This window comes from Flavobacterium panacagri, from assembly GCF_030378165.1.
Taxonomy (GTDB): Bacteria; Bacteroidota; Bacteroidia; order Flavobacteriales; family Flavobacteriaceae; genus Flavobacterium; species Flavobacterium panacagri.
This window is the reverse complement of sequence record NZ_CP119766.1, coordinates 1,989,489-2,008,003: the sequence shown is the minus strand read 5'-3', so window position 1 is coordinate 2,008,003 and position 18,515 is coordinate 1,989,489. Positions and strand designations below refer to the sequence as shown.

Below are 18,515 nucleotides of genomic sequence, written 5' to 3'. Positions count from 1 at the left end.
AAGTTTTTTATCATAAAAAAATCCTGTTCTTCGAACAGGATTTTTCTTTTTATTTTATTTATTTAGAACCTTATTTATAGCTTTAATAAAATCCGGAACGCCCAAAACATTGGTGTCCAAACCTACACTTCCGTTTCCATAAGGCTCGTATTTTTTTAGGTTTGAAACCGAAAACAAACCAAGCGTTGGCGCTTTTGAAGCGCTAGCCAAATGCATGATTCCACTGTCTGCTCCCACAAAAACATCTACATTTGCCAAAACAGAACCAATCTCGCGGACATCTTTACTGTAAAAAGTAGGCGCTTCAAAATTGATTTGAGAAACATTTTCTACTGGTAAAACTTCAAAAATATTTTCGTTTGGATATTCCTTTTTCAAAGCTGTATAAAATTCTCCCCACCACTCAGGACTAAAGCATTTTGCCGCAGTGGCGTAAGTAAAAATAGCGATGGTTCTTTTGTTTGGATCAATAATTTTATCCAAAATCTGCTTACCGTTTGCAATTTCTGTTTCAGATAATTTTAAATCTATCAATCCTATAGCTTCATTTTTATCTTCTATCCCAAATTGGCTTAAAAAATACCTGAAATTATAAACCGGGTATTTTGCAATATGATCATAGTCTGCATGTTCCAAAGTAACATTTTCTGGAAGATTTCCAAAGAATTTGTATTTAGCGTTTGAGAATTTAACAGCAAGTCTTCCTGAAGAAGAATTTTGATCGACATTGATCACCATGTCATAATTCTGCTTTCTAATTAAAGTCCAAACTTTAAAATACTTTACCAATTCTTTAAACGGCTTTTTGGGCAACGGGATAATTTTATTTACATTATCATAGTTTTCAAAAACAATTGGAGCTACAAAACCTTTTACAAAAATATCGATTTTACAATCTGGAAAAGTTTTAGTGACTTCTTCCATTAATGGCGTAATTAAAAGCATATTTCCCAGCCTTCCGTTTGGTCTGCAGATTAATACTTTTTTGATTTTACTTTTGTCAATAGATCCTCTATTGCTGACATTTGAATTGCCGATATTCTTTGTCAGATTGCGCATTAGGGAACGCCTAAAATCATTAACTTTTTTTAAGTTACTCATGTGGTATTTGTTTGAGGGGTATTTGTTTTTGAAATTAAATTTGCTTCAACACATCAAAGCTATAATTATTCATCAACTAATTAACACAAAACCACAAAATAAATTGTAAATTTTGAATTAAAATAACTTTATAATAAAAAAAGATAACAATTTGCTAATAAAACCCTACACATTTATTGTCACAACATATCCTTCTGAACCACGTATATTAAACACTGTTCCGTTTTCAAAAAGCAAATACTGTCCTTTTATTCCAGTTAATTTACCACTAAATGATGGTGTTTTATCCAAATTTAAACTGTTTACTTTTGCAGGATAACTCAAAACTGGATATTGCAATTCATACAAATCATTCTTTTGTGCATAAAAATATTCTTTAACCTCAGCTGGAATTAGACTTTCAATTTTCACTTTTTCAGCAACCAAATCAAAAACCTCAACAGAGTTCTGCAGCATTTTTCTCCAGTTGGTTTTATCAGTATAATGGTTTTTTAAAGCTACCTCTGTAATTCCTGCCAAATATCTGTTCGGGACTTCCACAACAGCAATGGCCTGTGAGGCGCCCTGGTCTATCCAACGCGTTGGAACTTGGGTTTTACGGGTTACGCCAACTTTTATTTCACAGGCAGCTGCCAAATACACTATATGCGGCTGTAACTGTACTTTTGCTTCATACTCTAAATCTCGGTCTGCAATTCCTAAGTGCGCTGTACTTAATTCTGGTCTCATAATCCAATCGCCAACTGCTGGACTTGAATAAAAACAGTCGTAACAAAAACCTTGTCGGTATATTTTTTTCTTTTTACCGCAATTCAAACATTGAAATCCAACAAAATTGATTTCGATCTCTTTATCTAGTAATTGATTCACGTTTAGAAAACTATCTTCAAAAACTAAATAATATTGAATTGGACTTGCCAATTCGGTTTGCATTTTTGTTAGGACACCTTGATATTGCATTCGTATTTTTATTTATATTACTGATTTAGATCAATCAAAAGAATTAAAGTTTTTAGTGTTAAAATTCGACCTTATTAGTAGAATCTTTGTCTCAAATCGAATTGTTTTTTACAAAAAAACACTATTTTTGATATGACGGCAAAGTTACTATTTGTCTCTCGATATTCAAATTTTAAGTTTTTAGTTTTACATGGATTGTGAGATTTAAAACCTAAAATCAGTAAATCTAAAAATCATAATTCATGCCTTTATCCATAATTAATTCGTTTGCTTCTTGGGTTCTTAAACAAAGGATTCATCAAATAGAGCTTTTTTTAAAATACCCAAATGAAGTTCAGGAAGAATTATTGCACAACTTAATAACAGCATCCGAAAATACGGTTATTGGAAAAAAATATGAATTTTCGACTATCAGCTCTTATCAAACCTTTGCCGAAAGAGTTCCTATTGCCACTTACGAAGAATTACAACCTCTTATCGAGCGTACTCGTTTAGGCGAACAAAACGTTTTTTGGGAGACACCTATTAAATGGTTTGCCAAATCCAGTGGTACCACAAACGCTAAGAGTAAATTTATTCCTGTTAGCAATGAAGCTTTGGAAGACTGCCACTATAAAGGCAGTAAAGATTTATTATGTCTTTATCTGAACAATAATGAAGATTCTGAATTGTTTTTAGGAAAAAGTCTTCGCTTGGGCGGAAGCTCTCAGATTTATGAAAACAACAATACGTTCTTTGGAGACTTATCGGCTATTTTGATTGAAAACATGCCAATCTGGGCCGAATTCAGCAGTACGCCGAGCAGTAAAACTTCTTTGATGAGTGAGTGGGAAACCAAAATCGCGGCTATCATCAACGAAACTAAAAATGAAAACGTAACCAGTTTTGCGGGAGTTCCTTCCTGGATGCTGGTTTTAATGAATAAAGTTTTAGAAAATACCGGAAAACAAAGCTTATTAGAACTTTGGCCAAATCTAGAAGTTTATTTTCACGGAGGCGTGAGTTTTTCTCCATATAAAGAACAATATAAAAAATTATTGCCAAGCAAAGATTTTAGATATTACGAAATTTACAATGCTTCTGAAGGTTTCTTTGCTATTCAGGATTTGAACAATTCTAGTGATTTATTGTTGATGCTGGATTATGGAATTTTTTACGAATTTATTCCAATGGATACTTTTGGAACTCCAAATCAAAAAGTAATTCGTCTGGCAGATGTTGAATTGAATAAAAATTATGCGATTGTCATTACTACCAATTCAGGCTTGTGGCGTTATTTAATTGGTGATACGGTTCGTTTTACTTCATTGAATCCGTATCGAATTAGAGTTACGGGAAGAACCAAACATCATATCAATGTTTTTGGCGAAGAATTAATGGTCGAAAATACCGATCAGGCAATTGCAAAAGCGTGTCAGGTAACACAAACGGAAGTTATCGATTATACGGTTGCTCCTATTTTTATGCAGGACAAAGAAAAAGGCGCTCACGAATGGATGATCGAATTCAAGAAAAAACCGGCTGATGTTGGTCTTTTCCAAAAAGTTCTGGACGAAACATTACAGACTTTAAATTCTGATTACGAAGCGAAACGCTACAATAATATGACTTTGAATCCGCTGGTGATTAATGTTGCCAGAGAAAATCTTTTTTATGACTGGCTCAAAGAAAGAGATAAATTGGGAGGACAACATAAAATTCCGAGACTTTCTAACCAAAGAGATTATTTGGAACAATTGAAAGAAATGCAACCAACCAAAATATAAATTTTACCCAAATCCCAACAAAACCAACCAAAATGAAAAAGAAGTTCAACGAAATGACTAGTGAAGAACTAATCAAAACACAGAAATCATTAAAAACAGTGACCTATTTATTTGGTGTCATTTTACTTCTTTTGTTTGGACTTAACATCTTTCTTATTGCCAATAAAGGTTTCAGTGCCTCCAATGTGATTCCGATTGCACTGCTTCCTATTTTTATTTTAAATATGAATACTTTGAAGGAAATTAAGAAGGAATTGGAATCTAGAGAACAGCAATCCTAAATTATTAAAGCGCAATACTTTTTCTTGAATTGCCACTAACTTCATTTAGTAGTCGAGATTAAGTTATATATAATTGGCTTTAGCCGAATATTTACAATCGGGCAATTTTGGCTAAAGCCATTTACCTACTTCATTACTTTAATCCTCCAGCTGAAGCAGGAGGCAATTCAAATTCAAATCTTGCTTTCACTTTAAAAACGATAATTCCACTAAACCGCATGAGGGATAGGAGTGGAAATCCTTTTGTGTCTCGTTTCTTTAACGAGAAACAAAAGATTGGAACGGATAGCCCGACCCGCCTTTTTCTGGCGGGACATGCCATTATTAAGATTCTGAGTCTCTAAGATTCTAAGTTGCTAAGATTTTTCTCAATATTGTCATTTCGACGAAGGAGAAATCTCATTCGATAATCGACAAAGATTGGCGATTCTCTTTGCGGAATTTCCTGTGTGATCCTTCCTTCGTCAGGATGACAAAAAATGGAGTGAATCTGCTTGTCAGGTCGACAATTACATTACATCATATCAATATATCTATCGTGGTATCCTAAAAGATATAAAACACCATCCAATCCTAAACTTGAGATTGAGGTTGAGGCGCTTTCTTTTACTTTTGGTTTGGCGTGGAAAGCAATTCCCAGACCCGCTAAGTTTAGCATTGGTAAATCGTTTGCTCCGTCTCCAACTGCAATGGTTTGGTTGATGTGGATTCCTTCTTTTTCGGCAATTGCTCTAAGATGCTCTGCTTTCTTTTGTCCATCAACGATATCGCCGATATATTTACCGGTTAATTTTCCGTCTTTTATTTCCAATTGATTCGCATGAACGTAATCTATTCCTAATTCTTTCTGCAGGTATTCTCCGAAATAAGTAAATCCTCCCGAAAGAATGGCTGTTTTATAACCGTAATATTTTAAGGCTTTCATTAAACGATGTGCTCCTTGAGTGATTGGTAAATTAACCGCCACTTTTTGCAATACTTCTTCGCTCAAACCTTCCAGCAAAGCCATACGTTTTTTGAAACTTTCGTTGAAATCAATTTCTCCATTCATAGCCGATTCTGTAATTGCTCTTACCTGATCGCCTACTCCGTTCAATTCTGCCAATTCATCGATTACTTCGGTTTGGATTAAAGTTGAATCCATATCGAAGCAAACCAAACGGCGGTTTCTTCTGTAGATATTATCTTCCTGGAATGAAATATCGACATTAAGTGTTCTGGAAATTTCCATAAAACTTGCTGTCATGATAATCTTATTTACAATTTCGCCTGTTACAGACAATTGAATACAAGAGCGCGGATATTGCTCTTTTTCGACAATAGAAGTTCTTCCTGTTAATCGGATAATCGAATCAATATTCAGGTTTTGATCTGACATAATTTTGGTAACAGCAGCCAATTGTGAAGCAGCGAGTTTTTCGCCCAAAATATTGATAATATAACGCTGTTTCGATTGTGATTTTACCCACTTTTCATAGTCATCAATAGAAATTGGAATAAATTTGACTTTAATTTCCAGTTCGTAGGCTTTGAACAAAAGATCTTTTAAAACTGGTGCAGACGAAGATCCTGCCGCAATTTCGAATAAAATCCCTAAAGAAAGTGTATCGTGAATATCGGCTTGGCCAATATCCAAAATATTTGCATCATACGCCGCCAATACAGCTGTTAAACCTGCTGTAACTCCAATTTTATCGTGTCCAGAAACTTTTAATAAAATTATCTCTTTATCTTCTGTCGCCATTTTATCTTTATTGATTTTGAAGCGACAAAAATCGGCAATCTATAGTTGATAAAAAAGAATAATGATTGTTTTTTTGAAACGAAAAAGCACATTTTCATGTGCTTTTTCAAGTAATTTAACAATTATCTTCTACTATTAAGATAACGTAACTTTAAAATTCTCCTACTGGCGGATTTTTATCAAAACTTACCATCCAGTTTACTCCGAATTTGTCTTTAAACATTCCAAAATAAGATCCCCAGAAAGTGTCGTCCATTGCCATTTCTACTTTTCCTCCAACCGAAAGTCCACTGAAGATTTTATCTGCCTCTTCTCTGCTTTCTGTATTGATTGAAATAGAAAAATTATCCCCAAAACCTACATCGCCATATCTTGGATGACTGTCGCTTCCCATTAAAATTGTATTTCCAATTGGAAGCGAAACATGCATAATTCTATTCAAAGCTTCTTCTGAAAGTACTTCGCCTTCTTCTGCTGGAGCATCTTTATATTTTCCTATATATGGAAAATCTCCCCCAAATACTGATTTATAAAATAGGAACGCTGCTTCGCAAGTTCCGTTAAACATTAAATATGGATTTATTGCTGCCATGATGTTTTATGTTTTTAATGTTAATTGTTTGTTGTTTACAAAAACTAAAAAATCGCCTATTTCTCTTCAATCTTTATTCTTTGATCTATTTTCCTTATTCCATTTTCTCACCCTTCAGACAACTCTTTGATAATTTCTAAGCTCTTCGGAAAAGCTTCTTTGAAATAATCTATGTGTTTTTCGATTACATCAACCTCGACATGAAGATCTACTACATCTCCTTTTTGATCCAGTCTATAGGTTTCCATAGAGCCACTCCATTTTTCTGTTTCTTCATTCGGAGGAACTTCTTTAAAATCTTTAACCTCACCAAGGTGTTTAAAAGCCATATATTCATTTTGAATTTTAGCTTCAATCACACTATTCATCCCCGCTCCACCTGGTCCTAAAAAATAGATTTTATCTCCTTCGTTCCAAGTCGATTCAGCGTAACTTCCTTCACAAAATGCACTTGTCCATTTTCTGTACGTTTCGTCATCCCATAAGACCTTCCAAATTTTTTCTTTAGAAGCCTTTATATCGATATTAAATATTAATTTTTCCATCTCAATTTGGTAATTTACTAAAGTCCATAAATAAAACATTCCAGCGATGACCATCTAAATCGGCAAAACCACAGCCGTACATCCAGCCTTGACTTTCTGCTGGAGGAGCAAAAACAGTTCCGCCGGCTTCTGCTGCTTTTTTAGCAAGTTCATCTACTTCTTCCCTGCTTTCTGCATCAATCGAAATCAAAACTTCTGAACCAGATTTCGTATCAACAACTCCATTTTGAGAAAAACTAGAAAACAACATTTCTTCAAAAAGCATTACTACAAAATTATTTTCGCCCACAACCATACAAGTCGAACTTGGCGTATCGTGTTGTTCATTAAACGAAAATCCAATTTTCCAGAAAAAATCTTTCGCTTTTGCTACATCCTTCACAGGCAGGTTTAACCATATTTGTTTTGTCATCTTTTTTGTTTTTTTGAGTTAGTTAGATAGTTATTCGTTTTTTTTAACCATATAAGAGAAATATGTTATTTTAAGTTACTCTGCACCTTTGTCCCGAAATTTCGGGATTGTCACTTTGAACCTGCAAAAAATCAATTGCTTTCTGCATAATTTTTAAAATTATCCAAAATAGCCTGCCAGCCAGCGCGTTGCATTTCTTCAGGGTTTTGTGATTCTGGATCAAATCTTTCAACAATTTCAACTCCGTCTGCTGTTTCGGTAAAAGTAATTTCGACCTTTCTTCCGTCTCCCATCACATACGAAAGCGCTTCATTTGGTTTAACCAAAGTAAATTCTCCTCCAAAATCGAAACTCATGCTTCCGTCCTTTGCAGCCATCGTAGATTTGAATTTTCCTCCTTCTCTCAAATCCGCTTCTGCATAAGGTGTGTGCCAATCAGGAGAAGCAAAGCTCCATTTTGTAATATGTTCTGGTGTGTTCCAAAAATTCCACACTTTATCAAGAGATGCATTAACGGTATTTTTTATTGTTATCATATTATATGTTTTATATCGTTTACTCTTATTTATTTTCTACATCTCATTTGGAATCTGACTTTCATCCATATAAAAGACTTCCCAATGATGTCCGTCTATATCCAAAAATGTTTTTTGATACATCCATCCATAATCTTGCGACTGCATATAATCTGTTCCACCCGCTTTAATTGCTTTCTCCATCATTGCATCTACCTGTTCACGTGAATCTACAGAAATAGCAACAAGAGCTTCACTGGATTTTGTAGGATCACAAAGTTCCTTCTTGGTAAAAGTTTTATAAAACTCCTCTACCAAAAGCATTACAAATATATTTTCGTCAATAACAATGCAAGCTCCCTTTTCATTTGTGAATTGTCGATTGGTCGGAAAACCAAGTTCATTATAAAAAGCTACTGCCTTGTTTAAATCTTTTACGGCAAGATTTAAGAAGATTTTTGTTTTCATCTTTATAAAATTACGAATTAATTAAAACAAATTTAATTTTTTAAGATTAGTTTAAAATGTCAATAAAAGTCATTTTTAGGGGCATTTGAGACAAAATACGTATTTTTGTCTCCAAGCTAATTTCTAAAAACCACACAAATCATGAGCAATAAACTAGGATTAATCGTACCTCACGACTATAAATTGCTAAGCATTGCAGCCATCTTGGAAGTATTTGAAACAGCAAACAAATTGAGTCCCGCAGCCGAAAAACCATTCGAAATCATGATTTTTCAATCCAAAGAGCAACCCGATCAGGGAAATTTATTTGGATACGAAAGCCATTCTATTGAAACTTCAGACATTAGCTTAGACCTCATTTTGATTCCAGCCTTTACAACCGACAATATGAGCGAAATGATAAAGAAGAACCGAAACTTCATTCCATGGTTGCAAAAACAGCATCGAGCTGGAGCAGAATTAGCAAGTTTTTGTACAGGAGCATTTTTGTTTGCCGCTTCTGGTTTATTAAACGAAAAACTGGCAACTACGCACGTCGATGCCTGCAGTGCTTTTACAAAAGCATTTCCAATGGTAAAACTCAAACCAGACGAAACCTTAACTGCCGACGGTAGTCTATACACAAGCGGTGGTTCAACCTCAACTTTTCATTTATTGATTCTTTTGATTCAGAAATTTTGTGGTAACGAAATGGCCGTCAAAATTGCCAAGATATTTTCTATCGATTTAAATCGTTACAAACAGAGTTATTTCAGCACTTTTAGACCCAATCATTTGCACAATGACACTTTGGTGGCCATGTTACAGCAAAAAATAGAAAGTCAGTATCACACTATCGAAAAACTGGAAGAAATTACCAAAGATATTCCAACCAGTGCCAGAAACATGACTCGTCGTTTTAAACAAGTTACGGGAATTCCGCCAATTGAATATCTACAGAATATAAGAGTCGAAAGCTCTAAAAAATACCTGGAACAGACACAGCTTTCAATTTCAGAAATTATCGAAAAAACGGGTTACAACGATCCAAAAGCTTTTAGAAAAGTATTTTTTAAAATGGTCGGTATGAAACCTATTGAATATCGAGAGAAATTTAGAGTGCAGTAATTTTCAGGAGCAGATCGATTCGTTTTCAAAAGAACCGTTATTCCTGCTCTCCACTATATCTTCTGTTGTCTCGTTAGAAAAAAACGAGACAACAAAAGGATGCCGTTTCGATCAGGGCTATTGAGCAGCTTTGATTTTTCAGAAGAACCAAAGACTAGGACTTAATAACCCACATTAAAACTTTTTTATTTGTTTTCAAAAGCTCGTCAATTTCTTTCATGCTTTCGTTGGAAACTGCTGGACAGCCCCAGCCTTCTGGTGTTCCTTCGGGATAAACTTCACTATTCGAAACAGCTTCCCAAGAATGTAAAACGATGGCACGGCTTCGGGCATTGGAATTGGTTTTGTCTTTTCCCTGCAAAATATAATTCACTTTGATTCCCCACTGACTTACACCTCGATCCAAAATCACATATTTCCCAACCGAAGAACAATGCGAATCAAATTCGTTACTTATTTGCGGTTTCTCTTTTGAAGAAGTCCTTCCCCATTGATTATCGCCACAGCCATGACTTACTAAATAGGATTTTGAAACTTCTTTCTTTTTAAAATCGTAAACAAAAAAGCGTTTTAATCCAGAATGCAGTCCTAAATCAATCAATATAAATTTGTTTTGATTGAGATTGTTTGTTTTGCAGTATTGTTGTGCTTCTTTATAATAATTGCTATAGTTGACTTCGACTCGAGGTTTCTTTTCTGTTACTGTTTCTATTTTTTGATTGCTTTCAGATACTATTGCTTTTTTATTTTCTTTATTACAAGAAAACCCTAAAACAGAAAATAGTATCGGAAAAACTAAACAATTCTTAATTATCATTTTCATTTTGATAAATAGCTTGATTATTAAAAAAGGCATTAAACATGTTAAATTCACCTAAGTAAGAATCTTGAAAACTTATATCTTCGAATTTATTATTCAATATTGATTTAGGAAATTTCGAGTATAATAACTTCTTTTCAACTACATTTTCTATTTCCAAAACCAAATCCTTCATTTTTCTCGGATCTACATTTTCCTTTTCTAATTCTTCAATTCTTGATTTCTGAATAATCATTTGGTTCTTATGAATTATAGTATAAATTACATAATACGGAACCAAGATACTTAAATGCACAGTAATAGAACACAGCTCGCCTCCTTCAACAATACTTAAAGAAAATGTATAACATCTATCTTGCCAATCTAGCCTCGAAAAATCCTGAAAATCCTTTAAAACTAGGTCTTTATCAAATTCTTCTTTAATACTATTTCTTATTTTCTGATTATCATCAGAATCAAAAAGATTTATTAATGCTTCTAACCTTTTATACTCCACAGTTTCTAGATATTGCTCTTTTTGAGTCCAAGGGCATATATTTTTAGGATAATATAAATAAGCTATATTTTTTAAAACTTCGGTTATCATATATTGCTTTGAATGAACAATCAAATGTATCTTTTTAAAACAAAGAAAGAAAAATATTACTTGAAATTTTACACAAAAAAACCTGCTCAGATAAATGAACAGGTTTTTAGATGTAAACTTTGTCAAAGTTTAGAACTTTGACAAAGCGAAATATAGTTTTTAAGAAGCAATTTCCATACGCTTCAATAAGTTTTTACTTAAAGTATGTTCTGCGTATTCTTTGTCGATTGTCAACGTTGTATCATCTGATGTTGGCAGTTCATACATGGCATCTGTTAAGATAGCTTCGCACAAAGAACGCAATCCACGAGCACCTAATTTATATTCTAAAGCTTTGTCTACAATAAAATCTAAAGCTTCTTCTGTAATCGTAAACTCAACATCATCCATTAAAAACAATTTCTGGTATTGTTTTACCAGTGCATTTTTAGGCTGTGTTAAAATAGCACGAAGTGTTTCTTTATCCAAAGGATCCATGTGTGTTAAAACTGGCAGACGACCAATAATTTCCGGAATCAATCCAAAGTCTTTAATATCTTTTGGAATGATATATTGCAGTAAATTGTCTTTATCAATATTATCCACATTTTTAGAAGTTGAATAACCAACTGCCTGACGGTTTAAACGTTTTGAAATAATACGTTCTACTCCATCAAAAGCTCCTCCAGCAATAAATAATATATTCTGCGTATTTACTTCAACAAATTTTTGGTCTGGGTGTTTACGTCCTCCTTTTGGCGGTACGTTAACAACAGTTCCTTCTAATAATTTCAATAAAGCTTGCTGCACACCTTCTCCAGAAACGTCACGTGTTATCGATGGATTGTCACTTTTACGAGCAATTTTATCAATTTCATCAATAAATACGATTCCTCTTTCAGCTTTAGCTACATCATAATCGGCAGCTTGAAGTAGACGAGTTAAAATACTTTCAACATCTTCTCCAACATATCCAGCTTCTGTTAACACCGTTGCATCAACAATAGCCAAAGGAACGTCTAACATTTTTGCAATTGTTTTTGCTACCAATGTTTTTCCTGTTCCCGTTTGACCAACCATGATGATGTTACTTTTTTCGATCTCTACTTCATCGTCTAATTGCTGTTGCATTAAACGTTTGTAATGATTGTAAACCGCAACCGACATTACTTTTTTGGTTTGGTCTTGACCAATGACATATTGATCTAAGAAAGCTCTAATTTCTTTTGGTTTCTTTAAAATTAAGTCGCCAATATGTTTCGCGCTTCCGCTAGATTTTAATTCTTCTAATACAATTCCGTGTGCTTGTTCAATACATTTATCACAAATGTGTGCATTGATACCAGCAATCAATAAATTAGTTTCTGGCTTCTTTCTTCCACAAAACGAACATTCTAATACTACTTTTGCCATTCTTTATTTAAGTTACTAAGTTGCAAAGATACTAAGTTTCTAAGCTTTTTATTTTAATTAAAACTTAAAAACTTAATTCTTTGCAGCTTAAACCTTTATTTTTTTTGTTTCAAGTTTTATTTTGTTTCAGGTTTCAAGTTAACTATTGGAACTTGAAACCTGAAACCTGAAACTTTTTTTTAACTTCTTCTCAATACTTCGTCGATCATTCCGTATTCTTTAGCTTCGTCAGCTTTCATCCAGTAATCACGCTCACTGTCTTTGTGTACTTTATCAAAAGTTTGTCCTGAATGTTGTGAAATGATGTGGTATAATTCATCTTTCAATTTCAACATTTCACGTAAGTTGATTTCCATATCTGTTGCAACACCTTGTGCTCCTCCAGATGGCTGGTGAATCATTACTCTTGAGTGAGGTAATGCAGAACGTTTTCCTGCAGCACCAGCACATAATAAAACTGCTCCCATAGAAGCCGCCATTCCTGTACAGATTGTCGCTACGTCTGGTTTGATGTACTGCATCGTATCATAAATTCCTAAACCTGCATAAACGCTTCCTCCTGGAGAGTTTAAGTAAATTTGGATATCTTTTGAAGCATCAGCACTTTCTAAAAATAATAATTGTGCCTGAACGATATTAGCGATTTGATCATCGATACCTGTTCCTAAAAAGATAATTCTGTCCATCATTAATCTTGAGAACACATCTAATTGAGAAATATTCAACTGACGCTCTTCGATAATATATGGAGTCATGTTTGTTGGTGTCATTGCAGCTACGATTTTATCGTAATACATTGCGTTTACTCCTTGGTGCTTTGTAGCAAATTTTTTGAATTCTTTACCGTAGTTCATATGTATCTGTTCTAAGTTTATTTTATTTAATATAAATATTCTTCATCAAAGGTTGTACCTCTTTCTAAAGGATGTCAATTTGTCTTATTTCTAGCCCAGATAGCAGTGGAAAGCTTTTTGAAATGGCAACTATTTTTTGTTGGTAAAAAAAAAGCGACCAACGGAAGCTCTTTTTTTATCTTACAAAAAAAGGCAGCCGTAAAAAAACTTGTAACGAATAGCTGGATTAGCTTCTGAAAAGTAATCAAAAATTAATTAAAACAAAAGAGCGTCAGGAAAAAAATCCTGACGCTCCAATATATAATGTATCTCTAGAAATTATTCTCCGTAAGACGCAGCAATAAATTCTTCGTAAGTAACCTCTTTAGTTGTTGGGTTTGCTTTTTCTTTGAATAAATCTAACAATTTAGCCGCTACAACTTGCTCAGAAAGTCTTTTCACTTCTTCTTGATTAGATAAAACTCTAGCCACGATTCCTTCTACTTCTTCGTCAGTTGGGTTTGTTTGACCAAATTGAGCCATTTGCTGTCTGATTGCACCTGAAGTAAATGATTTCAAATCTTCAAATGTAATTTGAATGTTACTTTGAGCCATTGCTTTTCCTTCGATCAATTGGAAACGTAAACCTTTTTCAGATCTTGCGTATTCCACTTCAGCTTCTTCAGCAGAAAGTTTTTTCTCTCCAACAGTTTGCAACCATTTTTTAAGGAATTCTGCTGGTAAATCGAATTTTGTGTTTTCAATCAAGAAATCTTGAACGTCTAATAATAATTTTTGGTCTGCTTGCTGTGCAAATTGCGCTTCAGCATCTTCTTTAATTTTAGCTTTTAAATCTTCTAAAGAAGCCACTTTTCCTTCTCCAAAAAGTTTATCAAATAATTCTTGGTTTAATTCAGCTGGCTCAGAACCATTGATTGCTTCGATAGTAAAGTTTACTTCAACATCTAAACCGTGAACACCTTCGTGACCTACTTTTAGGTAATCCATTAATTGGTGATCGTCTTCGAATAAACCTTTTGTGCTTACTGTAACAACATCTCCAACTTTTTTACCTGTGAATTGTTTTTGAGCTTTTTTGCTGAATGCATCTACAGCAATTGTAGTTGTATTATTGATTCCGTTTGCTTCGCTAGAGAAAGTTCCAGTTAAGTCAGATTTTGCATCAGATACTTCCTGAGGAACTGCTTTTCCAAATTGTTTTTGGATACGCTCCACTTGTCCGTCGATTAATTTATCGTCAGCAGTAACGATATATTTTACGATATTATTTTTAGCTTCAAGATCAATTTCAAAGTTTGGCACTAAACCAATTTCGTATTCGAAAGTTAACTCTTCAGCATCCCAGTTAAAATCTTCGTTTACTTTAGCAAGAGGAGTTCCTAAAAGATTTAATCTTTCAGATTGAATATAACGCTCTAAAGCCAAATCAACTACTTTTTTGATCTCTTCTTGCTTAATAGCTTTTCCGTATTGTTTTTCAACAAGATCTTTAGGCACAGCGCCTTTTCTAAATCCTTTTACTTGCGCTAAAGGCATTTTTTCGTTAATTCTTTTTGCTACTTGACCTTTATAATCCATGTGAACAACGTTCATCACAATTGTCTCGTTAACAGCGTCTATTGCTACTCTTTTAATATCCATCTTCTTCTTTAATTTACATAATAAAATTGGGTTGCAAAATTATAAAATTTTTGCAACCCAACCAAGTTTTTAATCTATTGTATTTGAAGCAGTTTTAATCTGCTGTATTTGTTATTATTTATCGTCTCCCAGTATTTTATAAGTAATAGATTGAAGAAGAGACAAAATAATACTGAAAATTAATGCTGTCCAGAACGAATCGACCGCAAAACCGCCCACAATCTTAGTAGACAACAAAATAATTACCGCATTGATGACCAGCAAAAATAAACCCAGTGTAACAACTGTTACTGGCAGTGTTAAAACAACCAAAATTGGTTTTATAAAAACATTCAGCAATCCTAAAACTACTGCAACAATTACAGCTGTACCGAAACTCGCCACATGCACTCCGGTCAAAATGTTAGACAACAACAAAACAAGGGCAGCAGTAACAAGGAGTCTAAGTAATAATTTCATAATTATTCAGGTTTTAAATTTATTTAAAAGTACTAAAAATTTTATCAAATTCGGTTATTCTTTTAAAAACTCGGTTGTCAGTTCAAAGAACATTTTTGGGTTTTCTGCATGCAACCAATGCCCTGCGTTTGGAATGGTTTCTAATTTTAAATTGGGGAAATGTTGACGAATTCCATCTAAATCTGAATCTTGAATATAGCCCGAATTTCCTCCTCGAATAAATAAGGTTGGATTATTAAAAACCAAATCATCAGGAAGAGGTTTTCCAATGGCATCCAAATTATTATTGAAGGCATTTAAATAAAATCGGAAAGCCAATTGTCCAGGTTCTTTCCAATATAGGTTTTTCAATAAAAACTGACGTGTTCCAAAATCCGGAACATATTGCGACAGTATTTCTTCAACATCATTTCGGCTTGGTTTTACCGAAAAGTCGACAGCATTTAATCCCGCTAAAATTTCCTGATGATGCTGTTTGTAAAATCTTGGCCCAATATCGGCTACAATTAATTTATCTACTATCTCTGGGTGTGTTGTTGCAAAAAGCATGGCTACTTTTCCTCCCATCGAATGACCGAGAATATCAATTCTGGTCAAATGATTTGCCTGACAGTATTCGTAGACATCCTGAACCATGGCTTCGTAACTCCATTCGTCTGAATGAAAACTGCGCCCGTGATTTCTTAAATCTAAAATATGAACCTGAAATCCAGCCTCCACATATTGGCCCGCTAAAGTTTTCCAGTTATCCGACATTCCAAGAAATCCGTGCATGATGACAAAAGGTTTTCCTTCGCCTTCTATTTTTGAATATAACATTAAATTTTCCTTTTAAATTCTACTACAAATGTAAAAAACTTATCTATTAATCTGTAACAGAATATATTCTCCATACATATTGTTTTGAAAAAATTAATAAAAAAAAGTCTACAACAGTACGGTTTCCCGTAATGCTTTTAGAATTAAAGAAATTACCTTCGCACCATAAAATTTAACCGACTAATTCATTTAAATCAACAAAAAATCATGATTAAAAAATTCATTTTGTTATCACTGGTTGCTTCACAACTTATGACTTCATGTTCTAGTGACGAAAGCAACGACAAACCAGAAACAGAACAAACTGTTGAAGAACAAATTGCCGAATTACTAAAAAAACCTTACTCAAGTCTTACTCCTGCACAGCAAAAAACAAAATTGGAAGCTGAAGCTAATGAGATGTTAACTCAATTAGACAAGACAAAAAGTTCAAGCGCAATTGAAGCTTTAGAAAATTTATCAAGATTACTAAACGTTGATCAAATTGATATTTTCGCTGGAAAAAACAATAATGAAGTAGAAGACATTTTAAACATTTCTGGTGTTTATGGAGTTTACACATGGAACAACACAAGTCAAACTTGGGCTAAAACTGCCTCTACAACAGAATTAAAGTTTGTTTTCCCTGCTAAAAAATCTCAAACAGCAAACAACGCAGTTTTATCTTCAAAAGGAGTTTCTTCTGATATCAAAGTGAAAAAATTTGACGGATGGGCTAACAGCGCTAATGGAGATGTTCGTATTTATGACTCTATCTTCCTTCCAACTTCATCTGATGCAGTTTTAACAATTGATAATAAAGAATCTGCTACATTTACTCAAACTGCAAAATATGCTAATGGAAAAGAAATTCCAACTGAGTTTGCATACAAAATGACCTTAAACGATGGTTATACTTGGGAAATGAGCAGTTTAAAAGCTGCTACAAACAATGCAAAAGCAGTCCTTACTTACAATGGAAAAACTCTTATTGATTTTAACGCTGGAAGTAATACTGAAATTGACAAATTAATTGAAGACGCCAAACTTGTTCAATACAGAGGAAAAGCAAATGGTTTATTTAAATTAATGGACAACTTTGTTATTATTGCTGACATGGATTTAGCTACAGCTGCAGCTGATGACATTGCTTTAGAAAAATCATTACTAAAAGTAGAACACAATAAAGATTATTATACAAACAGTAATATTTATAATCTAAAAGTGTCAGAAGGAAAAGCTGCAAATTTCAACAAAAACTCTAAATTGATTTTAGTTTCTAAAAAAGACGGAACTAAAATTGCAGACATCGTTTTACGTTCTGAAAAAGAGTATAGCTACAGTCTTAATTATAAATGGGTTATTGACAGCAATAATAATAACGGTGGATATTGGACATACGACAATTCTGCTCCAGAAATAATAGCAAATTACTATTATGAAGTTTATTACCTAAAATTCAATGACAATACAGAAGCTGAAATGGGAGCTTATTTCTCTGAAGGATTTGAGAAATTTGAAGCTAAATTTGAAGATTTCATTAAAGCTTTTGAAAAATAATCGTTATTATTTTTTTTGAGAATCTAAAGCCGATTTGAAATATTTCAAATCGGCTTTATTTTTTTGGCGGCGTTCTCACAATTATAGTACTCTGACCATATCCTGCCCAAATACCAATTCCTCCTTTTATATTTGATTTTAAACTGGTGTTGGATGGATAAATCGGATTTTTGCTGTTTACAATTTCATTCTGCCAGCTGTTCCAGAAATCTAGTGCTTCTTTAGTTTGGGTTCTCAATTTTACATGAATCAAATCTCCATCTGCGAAATAAGGCGTGAATTTTGTTTTGGGAAACAATAAAACACCTCTATTTATCTGCACAGAAACGGAAGGACTCTCGAAATTTTTATCGTCTAAATTCCCATAAAATGAAGGAACAAAAATCGGTTCTTCTCCATCAATCTTTGTAGCTATTTGATAATAGTTTTTTTCATTTACAGGATCGTCGAATTTCACAAAAATATAACCCGTTGTATCGGTTGCATTCTTCTTTATATATTCGGCACTTTTTAAAGGCACCGATTTCGGAATCAAAGTTACTGCTTCGATAACGCGATCGAGATATTCAATTTTAATAGAATATTCCTTTCCTGCTTCTCCCTTTAGTGTTGATCCAAAATACACAAAAGGCGGAATTCTATTTTTATCATTTTTTACTCTTAGAACTTCTGAATTTACACCATCTGAAACTGTAATTTTCGCAGATCTAATTACATGATTTAAAACATTAGTAGAATCAATAACATCTGTTACCGGAATACTGCTCGACAATAAAACATTCGCAAAATCACCTTCTTCAATCCAGCCTTCGACCACTATTTTAGACTCAAGTTTTTTTTGCTCACTAAAATTATCATTAGAACAGCTCATTATAGTTAAACCGAAAAGAAACAATAGATACTTTTTCATTTTT

Annotated in this window: 20 protein-coding genes; 4 read left to right on the top strand and 16 right to left on the bottom strand. The window is 33.6% G+C overall.

The genetic code is table 11. The annotated features are described in order from the left end of the window. Positions 1–54 precede the first annotated feature (54 nt). Positions 55–1,101, bottom strand: coding sequence for a glycosyltransferase family 9 protein (locus P2W65_RS09050; protein ID WP_289665026.1), 1,047 nt, complete (start codon positions 1,099–1,101; stop codon positions 55–57). A gap of 165 nt (positions 1,102–1,266) precedes the next feature. Beyond that, a complete protein-coding gene (locus P2W65_RS09045) occupies positions 1,267–2,061 on the bottom strand; it encodes a DUF2797 domain-containing protein (protein ID WP_289665024.1) in 795 nt (264 codons plus the stop codon). Positions 2,062–2,303: 242 nt separating this feature from the next. On the opposite strand from P2W65_RS09045, the gene P2W65_RS09040 reads away from it, so the two are divergent. Continuing rightward, on the top strand, positions 2,304–3,827 hold the full coding sequence (locus P2W65_RS09040; protein ID WP_289665023.1) for a GH3 auxin-responsive promoter family protein: 1,524 nt from the start codon (positions 2,304–2,306) through the stop codon (positions 3,825–3,827). A 32-nt stretch (positions 3,828–3,859) separates the two neighbouring features. Then, complete coding sequence (locus P2W65_RS09035) at positions 3,860–4,108, top strand: redox-active disulfide protein 2 (RefSeq protein WP_289665021.1); 249 nt, start codon at positions 3,860–3,862, stop codon at positions 4,106–4,108. Between the two features lie 514 nt (positions 4,109–4,622). Here the strand turns inward: P2W65_RS09035 and serB are convergent. From serB to P2W65_RS09005, 6 genes are all read right to left on the bottom strand, one after another. After that, positions 4,623–5,852 carry a phosphoserine phosphatase SerB gene (serB, locus tag P2W65_RS09030; RefSeq protein WP_289665019.1) on the bottom strand — a complete coding sequence of 410 codons (1,230 nt, stop codon included), beginning with the start codon at positions 5,850–5,852 and terminating at the stop codon, positions 4,623–4,625. 151 nt (positions 5,853–6,003) lie between these two features. After that, positions 6,004–6,444 carry a VOC family protein gene (locus P2W65_RS09025; protein ID WP_289665018.1) on the bottom strand — a complete coding sequence of 147 codons (441 nt, stop codon included), beginning with the start codon at positions 6,442–6,444 and terminating at the stop codon, positions 6,004–6,006. A gap of 107 nt (positions 6,445–6,551) precedes the next feature. Beyond that, positions 6,552–6,989 (bottom strand): SRPBCC family protein, encoded by a 438-nt coding sequence (locus P2W65_RS09020; RefSeq protein ID WP_289665017.1) that lies wholly within the window; start codon positions 6,987–6,989, stop codon positions 6,552–6,554. 1 nt (position 6,990) lies between these two features. Then, positions 6,991–7,401, bottom strand: a complete 411-nt coding sequence (locus P2W65_RS09015; protein WP_179001525.1) for a VOC family protein — start codon at positions 7,399–7,401, stop codon at positions 6,991–6,993. 131 nt (positions 7,402–7,532) lie between these two features. After that, positions 7,533–7,937, bottom strand: a complete 405-nt coding sequence (locus tag P2W65_RS09010; protein WP_289665015.1) for an SRPBCC family protein — start codon at positions 7,935–7,937, stop codon at positions 7,533–7,535. 36 nt (positions 7,938–7,973) lie between these two features. Continuing rightward, complete coding sequence (locus P2W65_RS09005) at positions 7,974–8,384, bottom strand: VOC family protein (protein ID WP_289665013.1); 411 nt, start codon at positions 8,382–8,384, stop codon at positions 7,974–7,976. Positions 8,385–8,525: 141 nt separating this feature from the next. On the opposite strand from P2W65_RS09005, the gene P2W65_RS09000 reads away from it, so the two are divergent. Beyond that, entirely contained in the window at positions 8,526–9,491 is a 966-nt protein-coding gene (locus tag P2W65_RS09000) for a GlxA family transcriptional regulator (protein WP_289665012.1), read from the top strand. A gap of 154 nt (positions 9,492–9,645) precedes the next feature. Here the strand turns inward: P2W65_RS09000 and P2W65_RS08995 are convergent, their stop codons facing one another. From P2W65_RS08995 to P2W65_RS08965, 7 genes are all read right to left on the bottom strand, one after another. Further along, complete coding sequence (locus P2W65_RS08995; RefSeq protein ID WP_289665010.1) at positions 9,646–10,308, bottom strand: murein L,D-transpeptidase catalytic domain-containing protein; 663 nt, start codon at positions 10,306–10,308, stop codon at positions 9,646–9,648. Beyond that, positions 10,298–10,897, bottom strand: coding sequence for a hypothetical protein (locus tag P2W65_RS08990; protein WP_289665009.1), 600 nt, complete (start codon positions 10,895–10,897; stop codon positions 10,298–10,300). The genes P2W65_RS08995 and P2W65_RS08990 overlap by 11 nt, the downstream gene beginning before the upstream one ends. Before the next feature lie 159 nt (positions 10,898–11,056). Further along, positions 11,057–12,289 (bottom strand): ATP-dependent Clp protease ATP-binding subunit ClpX, encoded by a 1,233-nt coding sequence (gene clpX / locus P2W65_RS08985; protein WP_289665007.1) that lies wholly within the window; start codon positions 12,287–12,289, stop codon positions 11,057–11,059. A 179-nt stretch (positions 12,290–12,468) separates the two neighbouring features. Then, a complete protein-coding gene (clpP, locus tag P2W65_RS08980) occupies positions 12,469–13,143 on the bottom strand; it encodes an ATP-dependent Clp endopeptidase proteolytic subunit ClpP (RefSeq protein ID WP_289665006.1) in 675 nt (224 codons plus the stop codon). Between the two features lie 318 nt (positions 13,144–13,461). Beyond that, positions 13,462–14,784, bottom strand: coding sequence for a trigger factor (locus tag P2W65_RS08975; protein WP_179001537.1), 1,323 nt, complete (start codon positions 14,782–14,784; stop codon positions 13,462–13,464). 114 nt (positions 14,785–14,898) lie between these two features. After that, complete coding sequence (locus tag P2W65_RS08970) at positions 14,899–15,243, bottom strand: phage holin family protein (protein ID WP_091492426.1); 345 nt, start codon at positions 15,241–15,243, stop codon at positions 14,899–14,901. A gap of 54 nt (positions 15,244–15,297) precedes the next feature. After that, positions 15,298–16,062 carry an alpha/beta fold hydrolase gene (locus P2W65_RS08965; protein ID WP_289665005.1) on the bottom strand — a complete coding sequence of 255 codons (765 nt, stop codon included), beginning with the start codon at positions 16,060–16,062 and terminating at the stop codon, positions 15,298–15,300. Between the two features lie 207 nt (positions 16,063–16,269). Between P2W65_RS08965 and P2W65_RS08960 the strand changes: the two genes are divergently transcribed. Further along, positions 16,270–17,601 (top strand): hypothetical protein, encoded by a 1,332-nt coding sequence (locus P2W65_RS08960; protein ID WP_289665004.1) that lies wholly within the window; start codon positions 16,270–16,272, stop codon positions 17,599–17,601. Positions 17,602–17,656: 55 nt separating this feature from the next. Here P2W65_RS08960 and P2W65_RS08955 read toward each other — a convergent pair whose 3' ends face one another. Continuing rightward, positions 17,657–18,511, bottom strand: a complete 855-nt coding sequence (locus tag P2W65_RS08955) for a DUF4249 domain-containing protein (protein ID WP_289665003.1) — start codon at positions 18,509–18,511, stop codon at positions 17,657–17,659. Positions 18,512–18,515 lie beyond the last annotated feature (4 nt).

What these genes read in the sequence shown, in the direction of transcription:
- P2W65_RS09050 (WP_289665026.1), bottom strand. Translation starts at nt 1,101, where the DNA reads ATGAGTAACTTAAAAAAAGTTAATGATTTTAGGCGTTCCCTAATGCGC.
- P2W65_RS09045 (WP_289665024.1), bottom strand. Translation starts at nt 2,061, where the DNA reads ATGCAATATCAAGGTGTCCTAACAAAAATGCAAACCGAATTGGCAAGT.
- P2W65_RS09040 (WP_289665023.1), top strand. Translation starts at nt 2,304, where the DNA reads ATGCCTTTATCCATAATTAATTCGTTTGCTTCTTGGGTTCTTAAACAA.
- P2W65_RS09035 (WP_289665021.1), top strand. Translation starts at nt 3,860, where the DNA reads ATGAAAAAGAAGTTCAACGAAATGACTAGTGAAGAACTAATCAAAACA.
- serB (WP_289665019.1), bottom strand. Translation starts at nt 5,852, where the DNA reads ATGGCGACAGAAGATAAAGAGATAATTTTATTAAAAGTTTCTGGACAC.
- P2W65_RS09025 (WP_289665018.1), bottom strand. Translation starts at nt 6,444, where the DNA reads ATGGCAGCAATAAATCCATATTTAATGTTTAACGGAACTTGCGAAGCA.
- P2W65_RS09020 (WP_289665017.1), bottom strand. Translation starts at nt 6,989, where the DNA reads ATGGAAAAATTAATATTTAATATCGATATAAAGGCTTCTAAAGAAAAA.
- P2W65_RS09015 (WP_179001525.1), bottom strand. Translation starts at nt 7,401, where the DNA reads ATGACAAAACAAATATGGTTAAACCTGCCTGTGAAGGATGTAGCAAAA.
- P2W65_RS09010 (WP_289665015.1), bottom strand. Translation starts at nt 7,937, where the DNA reads ATGATAACAATAAAAAATACCGTTAATGCATCTCTTGATAAAGTGTGG.
- P2W65_RS09005 (WP_289665013.1), bottom strand. Translation starts at nt 8,384, where the DNA reads ATGAAAACAAAAATCTTCTTAAATCTTGCCGTAAAAGATTTAAACAAG.
- P2W65_RS09000 (WP_289665012.1), top strand. Translation starts at nt 8,526, where the DNA reads ATGAGCAATAAACTAGGATTAATCGTACCTCACGACTATAAATTGCTA.
- P2W65_RS08995 (WP_289665010.1), bottom strand. Translation starts at nt 10,308, where the DNA reads ATGATAATTAAGAATTGTTTAGTTTTTCCGATACTATTTTCTGTTTTA.
- P2W65_RS08990 (WP_289665009.1), bottom strand. Translation starts at nt 10,897, where the DNA reads ATGATAACCGAAGTTTTAAAAAATATAGCTTATTTATATTATCCTAAA.
- clpX (WP_289665007.1), bottom strand. Translation starts at nt 12,289, where the DNA reads ATGGCAAAAGTAGTATTAGAATGTTCGTTTTGTGGAAGAAAGAAGCCA.
- clpP (WP_289665006.1), bottom strand. Translation starts at nt 13,143, where the DNA reads ATGAACTACGGTAAAGAATTCAAAAAATTTGCTACAAAGCACCAAGGA.
- P2W65_RS08975 (WP_179001537.1), bottom strand. Translation starts at nt 14,784, where the DNA reads ATGGATATTAAAAGAGTAGCAATAGACGCTGTTAACGAGACAATTGTG.
- P2W65_RS08970 (WP_091492426.1), bottom strand. Translation starts at nt 15,243, where the DNA reads ATGAAATTATTACTTAGACTCCTTGTTACTGCTGCCCTTGTTTTGTTG.
- P2W65_RS08965 (WP_289665005.1), bottom strand. Translation starts at nt 16,062, where the DNA reads ATGTTATATTCAAAAATAGAAGGCGAAGGAAAACCTTTTGTCATCATG.
- P2W65_RS08960 (WP_289665004.1), top strand. Translation starts at nt 16,270, where the DNA reads ATGATTAAAAAATTCATTTTGTTATCACTGGTTGCTTCACAACTTATG.
- P2W65_RS08955 (WP_289665003.1), bottom strand. Translation starts at nt 18,511, where the DNA reads ATGAAAAAGTATCTATTGTTTCTTTTCGGTTTAACTATAATGAGCTGT.